Source organism: Pseudobutyrivibrio sp. ACV-2, assembly GCF_900107545.1.
Taxonomy (GTDB): Bacteria; Bacillota; Clostridia; order Lachnospirales; family Lachnospiraceae; genus Pseudobutyrivibrio.
Genome location: NZ_FNQZ01000004.1, coordinates 1 through 20,445 on the forward strand (window position 1 = coordinate 1; position 20,445 = coordinate 20,445).

Annotated in this window: 12 protein-coding genes and 1 pseudogene; 11 read left to right on the forward strand and 2 right to left on the reverse strand. The window is 38.7% G+C overall.

Features of this window, described 5'->3' with window-relative positions:
- Both BLV53_RS16990 and BLV53_RS05760 read left to right on the forward strand, forming a co-directional pair.
- A pseudogene (locus BLV53_RS16990) lies at window positions 1–385 on the forward strand (GNAT family acetyltransferase); the annotation flags it as partial.
- Between the two features lie 240 nt (window positions 386–625).
- The gene (locus BLV53_RS05760; protein ID WP_090298405.1) at window positions 626–4,258 is read left to right on the forward strand and encodes a clostripain-related cysteine peptidase; all 3,633 of its coding nucleotides are present in this window, start codon (window positions 626–628) and stop codon (window positions 4,256–4,258) included.
- Here the strand turns inward: BLV53_RS05760 and BLV53_RS05765 are convergent.
- On the reverse strand, window positions 4,251–5,621 hold the full coding sequence (locus tag BLV53_RS05765; RefSeq protein ID WP_090298407.1) for an MATE family efflux transporter: 1,371 nt from the start codon (window positions 5,619–5,621) through the stop codon (window positions 4,251–4,253). The genes BLV53_RS05760 and BLV53_RS05765 overlap by 8 nt on opposite strands.
- Before the next feature lie 120 nt (window positions 5,622–5,741).
- Between BLV53_RS05765 and BLV53_RS05770 the strand changes: the two genes are divergently transcribed.
- From BLV53_RS05770 to BLV53_RS05790, 5 genes are all read left to right on the forward strand, one after another.
- On the forward strand, window positions 5,742–6,599 hold the full coding sequence (locus BLV53_RS05770; protein WP_090298410.1) for a LysR family transcriptional regulator: 858 nt from the start codon (window positions 5,742–5,744) through the stop codon (window positions 6,597–6,599).
- A 139-nt stretch (window positions 6,600–6,738) separates the two neighbouring features.
- Window positions 6,739–9,174 (forward strand): glycoside hydrolase family 2 TIM barrel-domain containing protein, encoded by a 2,436-nt coding sequence (locus BLV53_RS05775; RefSeq protein WP_090298413.1) that lies wholly within the window; start codon window positions 6,739–6,741, stop codon window positions 9,172–9,174.
- 182 nt (window positions 9,175–9,356) lie between these two features.
- A complete protein-coding gene (locus BLV53_RS05780) occupies window positions 9,357–9,536 on the forward strand; it encodes a hypothetical protein (RefSeq protein WP_090298416.1) in 180 nt (59 codons plus the stop codon).
- A 31-nt stretch (window positions 9,537–9,567) separates the two neighbouring features.
- Window positions 9,568–11,022 (forward strand): MFS transporter, encoded by a 1,455-nt coding sequence (locus BLV53_RS05785; protein WP_090298419.1) that lies wholly within the window; start codon window positions 9,568–9,570, stop codon window positions 11,020–11,022.
- A 6-nt stretch (window positions 11,023–11,028) separates the two neighbouring features.
- The gene (locus tag BLV53_RS05790) at window positions 11,029–12,747 is read left to right on the forward strand and encodes a glycoside hydrolase family 3 protein (protein WP_090298422.1); all 1,719 of its coding nucleotides are present in this window, start codon (window positions 11,029–11,031) and stop codon (window positions 12,745–12,747) included.
- 55 nt (window positions 12,748–12,802) lie between these two features.
- Here BLV53_RS05790 and BLV53_RS05795 read toward each other — a convergent pair whose 3' ends face one another.
- Window positions 12,803–13,939 carry a helix-turn-helix transcriptional regulator gene (locus BLV53_RS05795; RefSeq protein WP_090298425.1) on the reverse strand — a complete coding sequence of 379 codons (1,137 nt, stop codon included), beginning with the start codon at window positions 13,937–13,939 and terminating at the stop codon, window positions 12,803–12,805.
- A 192-nt stretch (window positions 13,940–14,131) separates the two neighbouring features.
- On the opposite strand from BLV53_RS05795, the gene BLV53_RS05800 reads away from it, so the two are divergent.
- The 4 genes from BLV53_RS05800 to BLV53_RS05815 all read left to right on the forward strand — a co-directional run bounded on the left by BLV53_RS05800 (window position 14,132) and on the right by BLV53_RS05815 (window position 20,441).
- On the forward strand, window positions 14,132–15,067 hold the full coding sequence (locus tag BLV53_RS05800) for an AAA family ATPase (protein ID WP_090298428.1): 936 nt from the start codon (window positions 14,132–14,134) through the stop codon (window positions 15,065–15,067).
- A gap of 6 nt (window positions 15,068–15,073) precedes the next feature.
- The gene (locus BLV53_RS05805; protein WP_090298431.1) at window positions 15,074–16,144 is read left to right on the forward strand and encodes a DUF58 domain-containing protein; all 1,071 of its coding nucleotides are present in this window, start codon (window positions 15,074–15,076) and stop codon (window positions 16,142–16,144) included.
- Window positions 16,071–18,332, forward strand: a complete 2,262-nt coding sequence (locus BLV53_RS05810; protein WP_090298434.1) for a transglutaminase-like domain-containing protein — start codon at window positions 16,071–16,073, stop codon at window positions 18,330–18,332. Before BLV53_RS05805 ends, BLV53_RS05810 begins: the two co-directional genes overlap by 74 nt.
- A gap of 114 nt (window positions 18,333–18,446) precedes the next feature.
- Window positions 18,447–20,441, forward strand: a complete 1,995-nt coding sequence (locus BLV53_RS05815; RefSeq protein WP_090298436.1) for a methyl-accepting chemotaxis protein — start codon at window positions 18,447–18,449, stop codon at window positions 20,439–20,441.
- Window positions 20,442–20,445 lie beyond the last annotated feature (4 nt).

Sequence of the window (20,445 nt, forward strand, 5' to 3'; positions counted from 1 at the left end):
TGGGTATTTTACACTTGCTATAAAAACTATTCGTGTGAATGCGGATGTGTTTAGTAAAAATGTTAACAAAAAGATTGGTAGAGTTAGCGATTTGGATCAGGAGAACAATACATATACATTATCTGCGTATCTAATTGCACAGCTTGGAAAGAATTATTCAGATAATATGAACGAAAAGATAGAAGGTAGACAATTGTTGCAGGCTGCTGTAGAGACAATTAAGAAGTTGCAATATATGGCCGGAGGAACAGTTTGCTTTCTTGAAGCGGAAGAAAAACAAAAACTACTGGATTTTTACGAGAAAGATAATTCATTTAAACGATTTGCTACTAGAGAATCTAAGAATGATGGACACAAGCTTATTCAGTTATTAAAAGTAATTTAGTGCTGGTATATAGATTACCTAGGTTTAATTAGAAAAAGGCTAAAGATTTAGGTGCCTGACCCCAATGTGGGTAACATAACGTCAACTTAGAATTGAATGATACATGCTTACAGAAAAAGAGTATAAAATATAGCAAAAAGGACAAAAATAAAAACATAAGGTATTAATGACATAATTAACAAACTGTTCATAGTTGAATGCTAAAATGTGTGTACTTATCAAGTCACAGGGAGGCAGGCTATGAACAGTTTTTTTAATGCGAAAAAAATAATTGCATCACTGATGGTAACAGCGATTATGTTATCATCAGTTTCGAATACTGCATATGGAGCTCAGACCAAAAATTTGGCAACTACAACTATAGAGACTGCAGTATCCGTAGAGACGCTATCTATTCAGGAGAAACTAAAGCTATATGTGGACACCACAAAAAAGCAGTATGAAAATTATATGCTGCTAAAAGACTATAGATTTTTTGATCCTGAAAAATATTTATTAAATAATCCGGATGTTATGGCTGCGGCAGAGCAGTTTAAAGCTAAGGATTTAAATTCTTTTGCTCTGACTCATTATTTGTACTTTGGTATATTTGAGGGCAGAAGTTCACAAACGCCATTTGATCCAATAGTAGCACTTGTGTCTGATTCAGACATATTTAACAAGCTACTAATCTCCAAAATTTTTACTCCAGAAAATGTATTTACATACTATTTTGAAAAAACTGGCAAGGATTCTACACAAGGGTTAATTCTTACATTTGATGCTACTCATACTTTGTTGGCTATTCCTGATCCAAAACTGACTGCCAGTGCAGTTCAGTATGATGGTGGTTCATCAGGTGGAGGCTCTTCTAGTGGCAGCGGTTCCTCAGGTGGTTCACAATCAACACAGGGGTCATCACAAGCGTCTGATTCTACCACATCGTCAGAGGCTGAAAATATAAATCAGATTATTCCTACTGGCAGAAATTATGAGCTGATAAATAGTAAAGCTGAAAAAATTAAGGGTTACACGCTTTCATCTAACGGTACTACAGCCGATTCAGCTCTTAAGGTAACATTTTATGATTCAAACTATTCCAAGGCAAGGAAGTTGGCAGAGGGAAAAAACTACACATTTATGATTTATATGTGCGGTACAGATCAGGAAAGAAATAATAATTATAAAAGAGTTACAGCCCAGATTATGAGCCTTCTCAAAGGCGATATGAGCAATGTTAATGTACTTTTGTGCGTTGGTGGAACCACAAGTTATGCTAACAAATATTTGCAGAATGATGTCTCTGATTTAAGATGTGGAATCTATTATATCAATCCAGCTGGTGTCAGCACAGAAGGGAAGGAGGTATTGGATTCCTTTCAATTAGGAAATAGATCAACGTTATCAGCAAAATTTAATAAAGTAATTAACGAAAATACGTTAATAAAGCTTGCAACAACCGGTGCTCCTATAGATATGGGTGACCCGGGATTATTGGCTGGATTTATAGATTTTGGAACAAATCTATTTCCAGCTGCAGATTATGGACTTAGCCTGTCAAATCATGGCGGTGGCCTTGAAACAGGTATTTGTTCATCAGATAGCCTGATTAAAAATGGCAGGATTGTCGTAAATGGTACCAGCATTACTACAAATGAACTTGAATCAGCTTTAGATTCTACCGATTTGTACATGGATGAAACAGCAAATGCTGATGGTAAACTGGGATTGCTGTTTATGGATGCATGTCTTGAGGGTTCTACAGAGCTTGCAAACAATCTGAGAGACTATTACAGATTTATGATTGCCTCAGAAGAAATTACTATGAATTGGACAGATTATGAATCTCTAATTAATAAACTAAACACTGCTGTTAAAAATAATAATAGTGACCAGAATATTGCCATTGCTATAGCAGAAGATTTTGGAAACACTCCTTGGCATCGAGGGAAAAATAATGGACAGATGAGCAGCATAGTAGCCTATTCTTCAGATGCTATTGCAGAATCCTATAGAAGAATAAATGCGCTTTCTGACCAGCTATCAACCGTATTTACGAGCAACTACTATTCAAACCAGTTGAGGGAACAGCTATTTACTGAGCTTAGAAAATCCATACTTTCCTGTCATATTGCAGCAGGAACCTGCTATGAAGACAATCTAAAAAACATGATCTCTGGAAATTCCTATGTAGATATAGGCGAGTTCATGATATTTTTAAATAAAAATGTGGGTAACTTACTTACATCCCAAGCAGGACTTACGGCGGCAGATATATCTGCACTTAACGAAATTTCAGCCAGCATTAATAATGTTTTAAACAGCGGATTTTTGGTATATCTTTCAATAGATAATTTTAAGGGCGCCGGTGGCTACGAGTTTTCAAACAATGCGCCAGGTCAGATTATAACTATGGCCAATCTTTCGGAATACGCCCCAAGTGGCTGGACCAAAATCCGTGGTAATAATGATTATTTATATGGAAGCTCATTGTACATCCCATTTGGAATGTCTGAGTCTGAATTCCTGCAAGGAGAGTTTTACAAGTATTATCATGGTTCAGAGTTAAATCCATACGTGGATTTCGTGCACAACTATTTGAGTTATTACAATGATAGTGTAAATGGATATGCAAAAAAGAGAATAGCGCTGGCAAATGAGCTGAATGATAATTTTAGCAAGCTGGTTAAACCTGCATCAGATTTTATGACACTTGAAGATGAAAACGGCAATGTGACTCGCAAATTTATTAGTTTTGATATCGCACCAAGCTATGAAGCAGCAGGCCTTGCAACACCAGCAAACTCTACGGGAAGTCCAATGCTTGATATTCTAGAGACCCAAGGCTCTATTCAGGTATCAGCTGTGCGTAAGGAGTATTTCCCAACTAAAGACAATCAGGGAACTGTAGTGGTTGATATGATATGTGCTGAGGAGGATGTAAGCAGATATTCATATGCACTTGACAGCAATCGCATATACTTTAATGTGTCAGATTTGGCAGATAGTGTTATCCACGGATATGCACTTTCAGGAACATTATTTGATAAATCTACTGGAGAAATCAAAACCGATGAACGAGGTAAAAGTGTCACAGATTGGCAGTTTGTACTGAAATCTTCTGCTGAAAAAAATATAGATAAAAAGGTAGAACTGCTTCGCTCGGCAGGGGCTGATTCAGAGAGTCTGACAACAGATTATATAACTGTTTTGGGTGGCACCATTGCAGAGAACAACGAGGGAACAAGTTCAGAAGCCGACGCAGAATATATTAACACCTATCACATTTTCAAGACATATGATGACGAAACTTATACCTATTGGGCATCGGTAGGTGAGGATCAGACTATAGGCTATTACAAGATTGAAAATGTAGCTGGAATTTCAGTTTATCATTACATACTTGTGGAAGAAGATGTGGAAGGCAGCGATGAAAAAGTTTTGAATAAAAGATGCCTGGAAGCTTTTAAGGGTATTGATGACGGATATTTCAGCACTGAGAGAAGGATGGAAATATTTAGAGCTGTTGTAGCTGAATCTCTTCAAGATGATTTGCGTTCAAGTGAAGGTAACGGTTACACACTGGATATAGGAGCTACAAATAAGGATTATTCAGCCATTGCAAAGGTTAATGAAACTGTATACGAAGGTGCTGGAAACTCAGGAAATGGCCCATTGTTTGTTGATGATGCATCCAAGGTTGATGAAAGAATTCTAGAAAAAGACATTAAACCAGGTGATTATGAGGATGATGAAGGTGAGACTCCAGAAAAATATGAGGAAACTATAGATATCACAAATGATGAGGAATTAGACACTGTGACTGAGGCGGAATCTGAGTCAAAGCCAGAGGCAAAGGAAGACTTTGAACAAAAAGAGCAGGAGGTTATATAACCTCTTGCTCTTTTTTAAACATGGTCTTTACGGTTATTAGCATAGTGATAAAGCAAGCCATTCCGCCCACCACGTTACTGATAGGCTCGGCGGCAAACACGCCATTTGTGCCCATGTTAAACAAGTATGGAAGGATGTAGGTCAGTGGAGCCACAATGACAATCTTTCTAAATAAAGAGAAGAAGATTGCATGGCCCTTTCGGCCTAAGGATTTAAATACAATCTGTCCGGAGTACTGGAATACCATAAATATAAAGGTTGAAAAGTACAGGTTAAACGCTGGAACTGCATCTACCAGGATGGTCTTATCATTTGTAAATATTCCAATGATTAAAGCTGGTGCAATTCTGATGATTGCCCAAACGCATACGGTGTAGGCCATGGTGATTGTAAACATGATGATTATAGATTTTTTAATCTTATCGAATTTTTTAGCACCGTAATTGTAGCTGATTACAGGTGATGAACCTTCTGTGATGGCTACGATAGGTGTTTCCATCATCTGACGGGCACTGTTTACAATGGTCATTACTGATACGTACACATCGCCACCCACATTTGAAAGGACACTGTTGCAGGAAATCTGAACCACTGCATTTGTAAACTGTGTCATGAAGGAAGCAGTACCAAGTGTGATGATTTTTGCGGCAGTTGGTTTGCATTTTTTAAATTCTGATAAGCTCAATAATTTTAGTCTGCAATCGCATTTTTTACCAAATAAAAATCGCAGTACGTATAGAGCTGACATGCCTTGAGAAATAATGGTGGCTACAGCTGCACCCTGCACTCCCATGCCAAATGCAAAAATGAATATTGGGTCAAGAATAATATTTGCAGCAGCTCCTACAATAACGGTAGTCATACCCACAGTGGAAAAGCCTTGTGCTGTGATAAATGGATTCATTCCGGTGGCTATCATGGAAAATATGGTTCCTAAAAGATAAATACGTAAATACGGTAATGCATATATCATAGAATTATCGGAAGCACCAAAGACTGAAAGAATTGGTCTACCGAAAATTTCTCCAATTAATATAAGGCATATGCCGGTCAAGACCAGTAGAAAAAATGATGTGTTTTGAATTTTTTTTGCTTCCACGTCATTCTTTTGACCTCTTGCGATGGAGAAAAGTGGGGCTCCGCCACCACCGTACATATTCGTAAATGCAGTAATAAGTATTACAAGAGGAAAGCAAAGTCCAACCGCCCCAAGGGCTACGGTTCCAATTCGTGGGATTCTAGCGATGTAGATTCTATCTACAATGTTGTATAAAAGATTTAATATTTGTGCTACAAGCATTGGAAGTGCAGTAGCCATAATATTGGTAAGTGTTCGTCCGCTTTCAAAATCTACTTTTTTCATTAAATTACTCCAAAATGTCTAGTATTGCCTTAAACGACAGGTCTAGTTTATACTTGTTTTAGTTATATGTAAAATATAAATAAAATAGAGAATGTATATATAGAATATATAGAGGCGATTATGGACATAAAGCAGATGGAGTATTTTAAGACTATTGTCGATACAGGCAGTATCAATCAGGCTGCAAAGATTTTGCACATGACGCAGCCACCACTTTCCATGTCAATGAAAAAACTGGAAGATGAACTGAACACTTCATTATTTATCAGAGGAAGCAAGCACGTTGCATTAACTGAAGCTGGGGCTATTTTTTACCAGAGAGTGTGCAGAATTTTGGAGCTTACAAATAGCACCATAACTGAGGTATCAAAGGCAGGCCTTCACAAGACTTTTTCATTAGGACTTACCCCATCTACCATCCCGGTGGTTTCAGATACTCTTGCTAAATTTTCAGATGACAATCCAGAGGTGCATTTTCAGATTTATGACGGTTCCACTTTTGAGCTGCAGCATTTACTGGATACAAACGTAATCGATGCTGCATTTCTGCGCACCCCGTTTGCTTCAAAGGATTTCAAGAAAATAGAAATACAGACAGAACCTATGGTATGCGCTATACCAGATGCATTTATGGATAAATCCCTTAAAAATAAAAAATCTATTTCATTAAAGCAGCTGTCCACCTATCCGATTTCGACCTATAGAAGATACCAGAATTTGCTGACGGAGGCTTTCAAAGAAGATGGCTTGGAACCGGATTTTTTCAGTATATGCGATGATACCCGCACCTCACTTCTATGGGCAAAAAATAACAAAGCGGTTGCCGTATTTCCAAGGTCTTTATCTGTGGAATGTAAGGATGATTTGACCATACTTCCAATCCAGTCAACGCCACTGGAAACTACAATCCTGTTTGTATATAGCCCCGAAATATTAAAAAGCAATACCCTTCTAACAGAATTTCTGAATTATATTTAGGATTATTTGCCCAAAGACTGGCTGAAAAAAGCCGGTCTTATTTTATGTCGTGTTTTCCAAAAAAGATGTCGGCTTATGCTACGTGAATAAGCAAAACAATCATGATATAGTTTTCCTACAGAGAAGGAAGGTAGGTATTATGAAGAGAGAAAATTATAATAAGGATTGGCTATTTTGGAACAGTAAGGATGCATTTGCTTTGGTATGGGATATACCAGAGGCTGCAAAAAAAATTACATTGCCACATGACGCAATGATTGAGACAAAAGGAAATCCAGAGTCTCTAAATGGAAGTAATACTGGATTTTTTGATGGTGGCTCATATACCTATGTGAAATTTTATGAGTCAAAGCCAGGAGATAGAAAAAGAAATATAATGCTTCAGTTTGATGGCGTTTACATGAATACATTTGTTTATGTAAACGGGCAGCTGGCAGTAAATAGACCATATGGATATTCGCAGTTTTATGCCCCTATTTCACATTTGTTAAAGGAAGAAGGAACAAATGAAATTCGTGTGCAGGTGCGAAATGGAGCGATGGCAAACAGCCGCTGGTATTCAGGAAGTGGAATATATAGAGATGTGTATATGCTCACATCCGAGCCAACTTACATAAAAGAAGAAAGCCTTCAGGTGGTCACTGAAAATTGTGATGAGTCACAGGCAACTTTAAAAATAAAGGCCAAAATATGCAACAAAGAGTTTGAGGCTAAAGGACTAGAGATCCTATTTGAAATTTATGATGAAGAGAAAACTCTTGTAGCTAGTGACAAAAAATTCGTATATACGAATTCTAATGATTGCCGTCAGGTTACAAGCAGAGTAAATATTTTAAATCCAAAGCTTTGGAGTGAGGATACACCAAGTCTTTATACCGTATATGCGAAGCTTTATATTGAAGGACAGGATGCGCCTATAGATGAAGACAGCACAACCTTTGGTATCAGAACACTCACACTTGACGTTGCACATGGCCTTAGAGTAAATGGAAAAGAAGTAAAGCTCAGAGGTGCCTGCATCCATCATGACAGTGGCATCCTTGGTTCAAAAACATATTATGAGGCAGAATACAGACGAGTAAAAATCTTAAAAGAGTCCGGATTTAACGCTATCAGAATGTCGCATCATCCAGCAGCACCAGCGTTACTTAGAGCTTGTGATGAGCTTGGCATGTATGTCATGGATGAGACCTTTGATATGTGGACCAGAACAAAATCTGATTATGACTACAACCTTTATTTCATGGATTGGTGGAAAAAGGATGTGACCGCCATGGTAATGAAGGATTTAAACCATCCTTCAGTTATCCTTTATTCTATTGGAAATGAGATTCCAGAAATCGGAACAAATCAGGGAGCTCAGCTTGCAGCTGAAATCAGCGATTTATGCCATAGCCTTGATAGCTCACGCTATACATTGGCATCGATTAATGGTGTGTTTGCAGCAGGTGATGATGTGCCTGAAATCACGGCTGACGTGGCAGGAGAGGTTGCTGCTACAGATGATTCTGTAAATGTTAATGATTTCATGACCATCATGGATAAATACATGGATAGAATCGTGGTACATAAGGCTATAACAGCCAGACTAAAAAAGGCATGTGCTGCTACTGATATTGCAGGCTATAACTATATGACTGCAAGATATGCGTTGGATGCAAAGGAAGAACCAAACCGTGTTATGGTGGGAAGTGAAACCTATCCGCCAGAGATTGCAACAAACTGGAGAGAGGTTATGAAATATCCTCAGGTAATAGGCGATTTCACTTGGACAGGATGGGATTATCTTGGTGAAGCAGGAGTTGGAATCCCTGCCTATAAATGGGGTGAAGGTGGCTTTGGTGCAAAATACCCAGCTCGACTTGCCTATACAGGAGATGTGGACATTACAGGCTTTAGACGACCACTTTCATATTATAGACAGATAGTGTTTGGCCTGAGAAAGGCTCCATATATAGCAGTGCAAAATCCTGCTCACTATGGTGAAAATCTTATCAAAACACCTTGGGTGATGAGTGATGCCACATCAACATGGAACTTTGCAGGATATGAAAATAAGTCGGTTATCGTGGAGGTTTATTCAGATGCAGATGAGGTCGAGCTTTTCTGCAATGGAACATCAATTGGCAAAAAGGCCATTACTGATGCAGACAAATGTCGTGTATTATTTGAAACTACATATCAGCCAGGTACATTAAAAGCTGTAAGCTATGTGGCAGGAAAAAATACCGGAGAATATGAGCTTACTACAGCAGTAGGAAATGTTCGCCTCAGTGCACAGCTTGACGAAAACGTAAATGAAAAGTCTGATATTGTATTTGTTAATTTCACTCTTGAGGATGCTTCTGGAAACGTATTTACGGATTCTGATATGAAAATTAATCTAGAGCTTGAGGGAGACGGAGAATTGCTAGGCTTCGGCTCAGCAGATCCAAAGGCTACAGAGCTTTATGGAAGCGGTGAGGCGTACACCTTCAACGGTAGAGCACTTGCTATCATCAAGCGCTCATCAACTGAAAAGCTTGTGCTTAAAGCTACTGCTGGTGAAGCAATCAAAACAGAGCTTACAATATAATTAATAGAAATATTTATTATCGAAATGGAGCAGAAGAAATTCTGCTTCATTTTTTTAGACATAAATTTATCACATCTAAAAATATGTAGGATTCTATAAAAAATATATCATTAAAAGCCTGTAGGAATCATAATATAATCTTTACATAAGGTAGAAAGCTATAGAGGCTATGGAGGTAAAAAATGTCGAGAATTAATTTATTTACGGTGATGCTTGTGTTTATGCAGGCGATGAATCTGATGACACTGTTTATTTCGGTGCCTGATTTTTCTGTGAGCCAGAATATCATTAAATTCTTTTGGCCCGGGGGACTTGCATTAATTGCTTTTATATTTGGCCAGTTGACAAAACCTAGAGCATAGAGGCTATAGTAAAAATGAAGGAGAAAAACTTATGGGAAACACAAATCAAAAACCTGAAGTGACAAAGGCATTTACCTGGTTTCACGCTACTTCAGTAAACGGTGGCGCAATGGCAATCGCCGCTACAATTGCTACTTATTTTTCGTTGTATGTTCAGGAAACAATCGGTATCACAGCAGCTCAGCTTGCAATTATCATGTTCATCTGCACTCTGTGGGATGCCATCAATGATCCAATCATGGGCGTTATCTGTGATTCTGTTACTCCAAAGTGGGGCAGATATAGAACCTGGTTTACATTCACACCAGTTTTCTTATTAGTAGATATGTTTTTATTGTTCTCTAACCCAGGCTTTATTCAGGGTAGTGCAACAGCAAAATGTGTATACGTATGTATCACCTACATGTTCTACGGAATGATTGTTACAGCCTACACAATGCCACAGATGGCTATTCTTCCTGCAATGACAAAAAATGATCAGGAAAGAAATGGCGTAATCGCAAAGGGTGCTGGTGTATGTGCTCTTATGTTTACAATCGCTTCTACATTCTCAACACAGCTTGTAGAAATCTTCGGAAGCTATCGTAGATTAATGTGCTTCTACGCTATATTTGCAGTTATTTCTTTCTGGGGATTGTACAAGACTTCAGAGGAGAGATATGTACTTCCAAAGGATCCAAACACAACTGGTATCAAACAGCTTGGATATGTATTCCGTCACAAGGAAGTTTGGCCAGTAATGCTTTGCTGGTGCCTTGCATCCATCTCTTATGGATTTATGTTTACATCATCAGTATATTATGCACAGTACATTCTTGCAGCTGACAAGATTAACGCAGGACTTGCAACAGGTGCATATCAGTCAGAAGAGGAAATCGGTGCTTTTATTGGAAGCACTATCGGTTCAACAATTTCAACCTATATGGGATTCATTTCAGTGGGTGCGTTACTTTCAATGGTTGTACTCATGCCTATATTCTTAAGAACCTTTAAGACAGGCTGGAAGACACTTTTGGTTTCACAGATTGGAACAGTTATCTGCTATGTGATTTTATTCTTCACAGGAAGATTCAATTTCTGGTATTGCTGCATCCTTTCTCTTGTAGCTACAGTAATTGGAGCTATGGTAAATGCAGTTGTAAATGTACTTGTAAATGACACAATAGACTTCATCCTGCTTAAAGAAGGTAAGCAGCTTTCAGGTGTTGTTTCATCTGTAAAGGGCTTTGCTCAGAAGTGTGGTAACACTGTAACAAATTCTGGAATGCTTGCAATATTAGCACTTTGTGGATTTGATGCACAAAACGGTCCTCTAGGCCAGGTGCCATCTGCAATTATTGGAACAAATGTAGTACGTTTCCTTGTACCTGCAATTGTTTCAGGAATTATCATCGTACTTATGGTGTTCTACCCAATTAGAAAATACTTCCCAGAAATCGAGGCTATGAAGGCCAAGATGCATGCTACTGGTGAACAGGAGGCTTAAAATAAAATGTTAGATTTGGCAATGCTGAAAAAAACTCCATTTAATCTGAATGATAAGCAGGTGTCATGGGTAACGGATACCCTTGAATCAATGAGTCAGGAAGAAAAAATAGGTCAGATTTTTTGCCCGATTTGTGGCGAAACAGAACCTGAAAAAATCAATCAATTCGTAAATACATATAATCCAGGAGGTGTACTTTATCGCCCTATGGAGTCAAAGGTAATCAAAGGCTGTCACAAAGCTTTTCAGGATAGCTCAAGAATACCTATGCTGCTTGCGGCAAACCTGGAGTCAGGTGGAGTAGGCATTGCCAGCGACGGCACATATTTTTCACGCCCAATGGGAGTGGCTGCTACTGGAAACAAGGAAAATGCCTACCGTCTGGGATATATATCAGGCAAGGAGGCGGCAGCAGTAGGCTGTAACTGGTCCTTTGCTCCTATCTGTGATTTGGACAAAAATTTTATGAATCCTATTATGAATGTCCGTACCTTTGGAGATAACGTAAATACGGTAATCGGCTTTGTAAAGGAACAGCTACGTGGCCTGGACGAGTTTGGTGTAGCAGCAGCCCCAAAGCATTTTCCAGGAGATGGCGTGGATTTTAGAGATCAGCATCTTGTTTCATCAGTGAACAGTCTTTCTGTGGAGGAGTATGATGAAAGTTATGGAAAAATTTGGCGTGAAGTAATAGATACAGGGGTGCTTTCTGTGATGGTAGGGCACATCCTGCAGCCTGCTTATAGCAAGCTTTTAAATCCATCACTTAAGGATGAGGATATTATGCCAGCAACTTTGGCAACTGAAATTCTTCAGGGATTATTAAGAGATAAACTTGGCTTTAATGGAGTGATAGTCACCGACGCGACACCAATGATTGGATTTACAACAGCTATGAAGCGAAGTGATGCTTTGCCTGCATGTATTATGGCAGGCTGCGACATGATTCTTTTCAATAAAAATATAGACGAGGATTATGAGTTTATTAGAGCTGCACTTTCAGATGGACGATTAAGCGAAGAGCGTCTTGAGGAAGCGGCAATCAGAATTCTTGCCATGAAGGCTGCTATGGGATTGCCAGAAAAGAAGGCTAAGGGTACGTTGGTTCCAGAAGAAGCTTATCTTACAGATATAGACTGCAAGGAGCATAGAGACTGGACTAAGCAGTGCGCCGATGAAGCAGTTACTCTGGTAAAGGATACACAGCATCTGCTTCCAATTTCTCCAGACAAGTACAAAAAAATCAGACTCTATTTTCTTGAGGACAGAGTAGGCGGCGGCTTCAAGGACGGGGAAAGTGAAATCTATAGAATAAAGGCACTGCTTGAAAAAGAAGGCTTTGAGGTGAGCGTATATGATTACGCCAAGCCTGATTTTTATGAGATGTTTGAAACGGGAGTAGGCTATGCCAAGGAAAAATTCGACCTGGCAATTTACGTGGCCTGCATCGATACAGCCAGCAATCAATCGGTACGAAGAATTGACTGGGTACATCTTATGGCTGCAGATGCACCATGGTTTGTGAATGATATTCCTACAATGTTTATATCTCTTGCAAATCCATATCATCTTGTGGATGCGCCAATGGTCAAAACCTTTATCAATGCCTATACACCTACAAAGGAAGTGTGCGAAGCGGTGGTAGAAAAAATAATGGGCCGCTCCCAATTTAAGGGAATCAGCCCGGTTGATCCATTCTGTGGAGTATGGGGTAGTAAATTCTAATAACTTTTTGCGGACTGCATAATAAAACAGTCCACAAGAACCTATAAATAAAAGCTTAGGCTTCTTCATCGTCTTCAACTGAGAAGGGGATGAAGGGGCTATCTTTTTTATTTAGCTTTCTGAATTCTGCTGGTGACATTCCATATGTCTGACGGAAAACTCTTGAAAAATGGTCGGCGCTGTTATAGCCAATCTGTTCCGCAATTTCATTTATCTTTTGATTTGTATTTATCAAAAGATTCTTAGCGTCACGAAGGCGCAAATTCTTTATTAAATCCGTATAGTTTTTTCCAGTGTTTTGTTTAATTAAAGTACATAAATGTGGCTCACTGTAATGGAAAAATTCAGCCAGGGACGCCAGTGTCAGATTCTGATAATTATGCTGGATATACTGAAGCACAAGTGAGAAATCTGAGCCTAATTCATAGTTGTAAAAGGCGATTGTCTTACTGTAATTCCTAAGCAGGTTTGTGAAAAACAGATTGATAAGGTCTATGCAGCAGGCGTTGCTGTATTCGTCTGGATGAGATGACTCAAGCAGCAGCTTCCTTAAAAAGATGCGGCACTCCATATTGTTTCCAGTGAAAAGTCTTAAATAGTTAGCACGCTCTTCATCCCTAAGTATCTGACGGAAAAATCCCGATAACAAATCCTCGTGGCTCATCAGAGATGTAAAGGTGGACTCAAAGGTGCTTTTTCTGATGCAAATCGTATATACGATACTAGAGTCATCATTTATGACGAAATCATGAGTGGAGCCTGGTGCAATAATACATACTTCGCCCTCATGTAGTACATGCTCTGTTTCTTCAAAATAAAATGTACCCTCACCCTTTACCACAAAGTTCATCTCAAAATAGTTGTGTCTATGAGATTGATGCCTTGTGAAACGAGGATGGCGAATGGTAAACACATCCTGAAACTGGGGTATCATTTTGTCTTCAAAAATTTCTCTATTGGTGGCATTCTCAAAATTAACAGAGATGCTGATAGAATCGACGATTTTATCAAATTCCTCGTCCGAAATGGCCATTGCGTCTTCTGGAATTCTTATATGAACCGGATGAGAATCCATGAGATTTTTTGCCAGCATACGCTGAATCATCTCCATAAACTGAAGCCTTGATTCGGTACGGTGAAAATAGGTGTTCATCTCTTCTTGAAATTTGCCATAGGTTGTGTATACGTACATAATCTATATTTCCTCAATATTGCTGTGAATAAATACTAGATAATAATACCATTTTTTAAGGTGCTTGGCACGATAGCAGATTTTAATCCACAGATTGATACACGTATATTTTAATTTGGGGCATAAGTTGAGGAAATCATAGATAAATGCTACAATTATCTATAATGTTGGGTGTTTATTGTGGGGGATATTATGTTAGAGAAGGTTCAGATTTTACGTCAGAGTATTGAAAAACGAATTGTGGGAAAAGGGGAGCTGATAGATAGAGTGATTGCGGCCCTTCTTGCAGATGGTCATGTGCTTTTGGAGGATGTACCGGGAGTGGGCAAAACCTCACTTGCTAAAGCGTTGGCTGACTCACTATCCTTGTCTTTTGCCAGAATTCAATGCACACCAGATACCACACCTTCTGATATTACAGGTGTTTCTATTTATAATTCTAAAGAGCAGGTTTTTACAGTTATGCCTGGACCTGTAGTTAATAATATTGTGCTGGTGGACGAATTAAACCGCACATCCCCAAAGACTCAGTCAGCCTTGCTTGAAGTAATGGCGGAAAATAAAGTTACTATTGATGGAAAAGAAATTCCTGTGCCAAAGCCTTTTATGGTAATCGGCACTCAAAATCCTGCTGATATGGCAGGCACTTATCCATTGCCTGAATCTCAGCTAGATAGATTCATGCTAAAGCTTTCTGTAGGCTATCCTGACAAGGCCGCTTCAATAGATATGGCCTCAAGATTTTTAGATGGCAGCCTGCACGAGGTAACAACAGCGGTTCTAAGTGCAACTGATATTGAGGCTATGCGTTTAGAGGTGAGTGCTGTCACAATAAAGAAAAATCTCAGAGAGTATGCAGTGGCAATCGTAGAGGCCACAAGAAACAATGCAGATATAGCCTGTGGTGTGTCTCCAAGAGGACTGCTTGCTATGCTTCGTTATGCTCAGGCGTTGGCTTTTATGGAGCAACGAAATTACTGTGTTCCAGAGGATATTGTAAAGTCTGCAGAGTTGACTCTGCCCCATAGACTTATACTTACGACAGATGCCAAAATCAACGGTAATACAAAAGAATATATAATGAAAAAGATTCTTGAACAGGTTAGATGTGTTGATCCTATACTGTGAGATGCTATGACTGTTACCATTCAAAAGAGGGGAGTAATTTTATATCTACTTATTCTAGTGGGGAGCCTTGGGTTTGCCAGCTTTTATGGTGGGCCTGTGGCCTACGTGTGGCTTTATGCCATTTTTCTTTTAATTCCTGTTTCTATTTTATATTCCATTTTAAATTATCAATGCCTGAGGATTTATCAGGAAATCGAAGTTCATAAGGTTACAAGGGGAGAGGTCCATACATATCGCACCACCATAGAAAATGCCGGACTTTTGCCAATTTATAGAATGGGCATTTTTTTGTTTACTGAAAGGTGTCAGCTTACTGATATAAAAGATGGCATGCCAATTTCTCTATATGGGTTTGAAAAGCAGGAGATTACCTCTGGGATAATTTGCAGATATGCAGGAGCCTACAATGTGGGCATAGAAAAAATATCTCTTGCTGATCCATTTCATTTGTATGAGGTGATGATAGAAATTCCTTATACCTTTAAGGCAGTGGTAAATCCCCCAGTTACTGACAAGGCTTTTGCAGCTCTTGAAATAGAAAATCTGGTGAACAGTACAGGCCTAAAAAGTGACATTAGCTATGAGGACATTTTAGGCAATGATGTGCGGGCTTATGAAATGGGAGATGCCTTTAAAAGTATTAATTGGAAGGTGTCTGCAAAGCTTTCAAAGTTAATGGTGCGTACTCCGGATAAAATGGAAAAATCTAAGGTGACCATGCTGCTTTTGGCGGCAAAGGACCCTGCCAGCAAACAGGATTTGGAATATCTAAAAAGACGAGATTTTTTCCTTGAATTTATTATTTCAGCGGCATGGCATTTTGGAAGTCAAGGCGTGCCGGTGCAGATTATTTATCCTTCTGGACAAATTGTAAAAGCAACAGTAAATTCCTATGAAACTTTTATGAGCTTTTATGACATTGTGGCTGATGGAATATTTTATAGTACAGATAGAATCTATGATGAGCTAAGGACTATGGCGGCAGAATACAGAGGTAGTGGTTATGAAAATTCTACATGGATTATCATTAACGAAAATCCTGAATCTGATGAAGAGTTCTACACAATTTGTGACTGAAAAGAAAATAGGGCTATATTCCTATGCCCTTTTGGCGATAGGTCTGGAGATATTTACACTTGTAAATGCCAGGGCTGATATTAACAAAAATCAGTTTTTGATTGTTTCAGTTGGATGTCTGGGATTTTATTTATTACTTGAATATGCAATTAGATTTTTCGTAAATACGAATTGGACAGCGGTGCTTTCTGTCATTCCTGGACTATTATTATTTTTACGTTTACATCATCAATCTAGCGACTCCATGGTTATCTATGGAATCTTAATTGGCGCAATTCTTAGATTATTTTTTTCTTATGTACCTTTTCGAGAAAGGGTGCTTCTGCTTGGTTGTTTTCCTTTAGATGGAATAGTTTTATATCTATGGTTTTTCCAGGATAGCTTTAGAGAAAATATTTTTGCAGATAAGCTGTTACTTTTATGCCTGGTGTTGCTTACCCTAGCCGCAGTGCAGCAGGTTTTATATGAGAAAAATCAGGGGGCATACCCATTTCATTTTTTCCTGTTGATTGGAATGGTGATTATTTTTATTCCAGTCAGGGAAAAGCCCATAGATTGGACGCCTGTAGAAAAAGCCTTTGTGAAGGTGGCAGATACAACAAAGCATATTTATTTTTATCTGGAGGATATGTTTGATTCCAACACCTATACCACAGGCTACAGCTCCCTTGATGTAACAGGTGGACGACTGGATAAATCAGAAAAGCCTCAGCTGATTTTGACCACAAATGAAAAACCATACTTCGTATATACGGATTATGAAAACCACATGAAAAAGAAAATACGAAGGAATGTTTATTTAGAAGGGGGCAGGGGCGTCGATAAAACCCAGATGGTAAAATTTATAAATTTCTTGTATCAGAACAATTTAGATGCTGAAGCTGTAAAGGTATTTTCCCAGCCCTCAAAGCTAAAGCTTGAGTACGTTTATTTGAATACAGCCGATGAAATCGCTCCTGCAAATTCAGTGCTCCTTTCAAATGAAGCGGGTCAAGTAACTGCTGGAGTGAGCCCAAACATACATGAAAAGGGCTACAGCATCCAGTCTGCTTACATTGATATAGACTATGGAAGTCCTTATTTTATGGGTCTGCTAAATGATTCAGCTGCACTTGATAGTAGAAATATTCCGGATTATCAAACTATGGCTTCCTATGTGGATGATATCTACAGTCTTAAATTCTCAGATATTGTGACAGAGCAGGAATATAATACAATCCTTACAGAGCAGGTGGATAACAGTAAATATCTTGATGATGGAAAGGCTTCGAAGAGGCTTAAGGAACTGGCGTTGGATATAACAGCAGATGCCACGGGAAGCTATGATGCGGCAAAACGCATAGAGGCTTATTTAAGGCAATACCCGTATAGCACCAAGACACTAGGTGGTTATGATAAGAGCTCTACCATGGCAACAGCTGATGGCATGGCAGATATTGCAGATAGATTTTTATTTGATTCAAAAGAGGGGTACTGCGTTCATTTTACATCCGCCATGGTAACGCTGCTTCGCCTTTCTGGAATTCCAGCCAGAGCTGCCATTGGCTATAGATACGTGTATCCATTTGATGAGCAGGATAGCTATGTGGTTATAGGTAGCTGTGCCCATGTATGGCCAGAGGCCTACATAGAAAATGTTGGGTGGATTCCATTTGAACCAACAGCTGCATATTCTACTGCGGCTGCATACACCTGGCATAGAAGCCAGTCAGAGGACATAAAGGAGTCAACTGAAAGCAAATACGAAACCCCATATTCTGCTGGTGTACCTATAGTAGCTGGGGCAGGTTTGACCAAAAGCAAGGAAAGGGGTGATGGAGTCCAGGTAATTAAGCTTGTGGCTCTTGTAGTCATTAGCATTCTGTTCCTACTTTGTCTTTTGATTTTGGGAAATATCCTCTTTAGAAAAATCAGATATAAAATTGCCAGCCCTAACAGGCGGCTGTATCTTGATGTGGCAGAAATAAAAGAAATATTAATAAAAAACAATGACATTACAATTACTGACAGGGGCATACTGACAGACTATGTGAAACTGGCCCCAGAAGAGCTGAAATCTCAAATACAGGCTGTGATTAATCTATATTATAGAATGGAGTACAGCGAAGCTACAGAAGCAGTTATATCAGAAGCGGAAAGCAATTTCGTAAAAAATATTAGAGAAGAGCTGAAAAAATATTCTAATTAATTAAAAATATTTGGATAAAGTCAGATAATAAGAGGAAAGTTCAGATAAAAAACATAAATTATTATATTTTATATTGTAAAATGAAGGTTAAAGGGGTGTAGGAAGGAGGATGTAATGTCATTGGCGGAAAATACTAAAAAAAGAGGGTCTATAAAATTAAATCTGTTAATCATAATCATTCCTATAGTTACGATTATGATGCTTATTTTAGTGTTGAGTTCGTATCAGATTTCTTCTAAAAGCTTAAGAGGCGAAGCAGAGGAACTACTAAAAACCTCTATCAGAAGTCAAAAGAGTGATATTGAATCTTGGATGAAGGACAATTTGGACTCCTTTAAAATTGTAAAAAATACCATCGAAAGCTCAAATCCAGATGAGGCAACCTTAAAGGCGATTTTGGATGGTACTGTTGGTTACAACACTTCGTTTGAGGATGGCTTTTATATAGGAAAAAATGATGGACAGTTCATTACCGGTGCAGGCTCTAAAAAAACAGAAAGTAATGTATTAGCCTCAAACTGGTATTTAGAGGGTTCAACAAGAATCAACATGGCCTTCGGTGATCCATATGTTAATAATGATGGAAAAAAGGTTATAAGTGCCACCGGAATGCTTAAAAATGATCCTGACGGTATAAGTGTAATTGGCGCTGACGTTACACTGGATAAAATAAGTGTAATCGTAAACTCAAATGTTGAGATGGAAAAAGCCGAGACATTTCTTGTTGAAGCAGCAACTGGAACTATCATTAGTAATAGAGATTCCTCAAAGGTTGGAGCCAACATCGCAGACTATAGTACCGACGAATTTTACAGTGGTGTAGCAAATGCCCTCTCTACATCTGATTATTCTACAAAAGAAATCGCCGGAAATATGACAGCCTTTTGCGAAGTAAGCGGAACTGACTGGGTATTAGTATCCTTCATCCCTTCAAATATTATTCTAAGTGATGTATATAAGCTTGGAAAAGTAATGGCAGGTCTCGCAGTTGCTGGTGTATTGATTTTAATTGTTTTAATTGAAAGAACAGTACATATCTTAATCAAGCCTGTAAATAAACTTTCAGGAGTAATCAATACCATGACAAATGGCGATTTCACCATGGAGATTGAAGTTGAAGGTAACAACGAAATTACTTCAATGTCTGAAGGAATCAGAGATTTCGCAGGCACAATGCATGGCTTGATTAGTAAGATTGGAAATATTGCTGTCAACCTGAATCAGCAGGCTGATGAAAGTAATACAGTTTCCAGAGAAATGTATGACGCCTCTAAGATGCAAGAGGATTCAATGCAGGGCTTAAATGAAACGGTAGATGGTCTTGCAAGCTCTATTAATGAAATAGCAAACAGTGCAACAACCCTTGCTTTGGTTGTTACAGACACCAGAAACAATGGTGAAAGTGTAAGCCAGCAAATGTCTGAAACAGTAAATGTTGCCAATAAGGGTCACAAGGATATGGAGAAGGTAAGCGATGCAATGAGCAATATCATTTCATCAATTACTGAACTCCAGACTGCAATCAATGATGTAGGAGTTGCATCAAATGAGATTACAGAAATTGTTAAACTGATAGGCACCATTGCAGAAGAGACAAACCTGTTATCATTAAATGCATCAATCGAAGCAGCAAGAGCAGGCGAGACAGGAAAAGGCTTTGCTGTTGTTGCAAATGAGATTGGTAAATTGGCTCAGACCAGTACAAATTCTGTACAGCAGATTACAGAGCTTGTGTATGGAATTGATAATTTAGTTAAGGATGCAGAAAAGAAGGCAGAGGACAGCGTTAGAAGTATTGATGAAAGTAGTGAATACATCACAAATGCTGTAGATACATTCGGATTAATCTACAAGAACATTCAGCAGACCAACGAGATGGTTGCTGAGATGATTGAAAAGGTAGGCGAAGTAGATGCGGTTGCAACTGATGTAGCAGCTATTTCAGAGCAGCAGGCAGCAAGCGCAGAAATCATTTTAACTACATCAGAAGAAATAGTTAAACAGTCTGCCAAGCTAACTAATAATAGCGAGAAGGTTGCAAAGGAATCTGAAATGTTGGCATCAACTTCAGTAGAATTAGACAGACAGGTACATCAGTTTAAGATTTAAAGGA

Coding starts and splice junctions, on each gene's coding strand:
- BLV53_RS05760 (WP_090298405.1), top strand. CDS start 626: ATGAACAGTTTTTTTAATGCGAAAAAAATAATTGCATCACTGATGGTA.
- BLV53_RS05765 (WP_090298407.1), bottom strand. CDS start 5,621: ATGAAAAAAGTAGATTTTGAAAGCGGACGAACACTTACCAATATTATG.
- BLV53_RS05770 (WP_090298410.1), top strand. CDS start 5,742: ATGGACATAAAGCAGATGGAGTATTTTAAGACTATTGTCGATACAGGC.
- BLV53_RS05775 (WP_090298413.1), top strand. CDS start 6,739: ATGAAGAGAGAAAATTATAATAAGGATTGGCTATTTTGGAACAGTAAG.
- BLV53_RS05780 (WP_090298416.1), top strand. CDS start 9,357: ATGTCGAGAATTAATTTATTTACGGTGATGCTTGTGTTTATGCAGGCG.
- BLV53_RS05785 (WP_090298419.1), top strand. CDS start 9,568: ATGGGAAACACAAATCAAAAACCTGAAGTGACAAAGGCATTTACCTGG.
- BLV53_RS05790 (WP_090298422.1), top strand. CDS start 11,029: ATGTTAGATTTGGCAATGCTGAAAAAAACTCCATTTAATCTGAATGAT.
- BLV53_RS05795 (WP_090298425.1), bottom strand. CDS start 13,939: ATGTACGTATACACAACCTATGGCAAATTTCAAGAAGAGATGAACACC.
- BLV53_RS05800 (WP_090298428.1), top strand. CDS start 14,132: ATGTTAGAGAAGGTTCAGATTTTACGTCAGAGTATTGAAAAACGAATT.
- BLV53_RS05805 (WP_090298431.1), top strand. CDS start 15,074: ATGACTGTTACCATTCAAAAGAGGGGAGTAATTTTATATCTACTTATT.
- BLV53_RS05810 (WP_090298434.1), top strand. CDS start 16,071: ATGAAAATTCTACATGGATTATCATTAACGAAAATCCTGAATCTGATG.
- BLV53_RS05815 (WP_090298436.1), top strand. CDS start 18,447: ATGTCATTGGCGGAAAATACTAAAAAAAGAGGGTCTATAAAATTAAAT.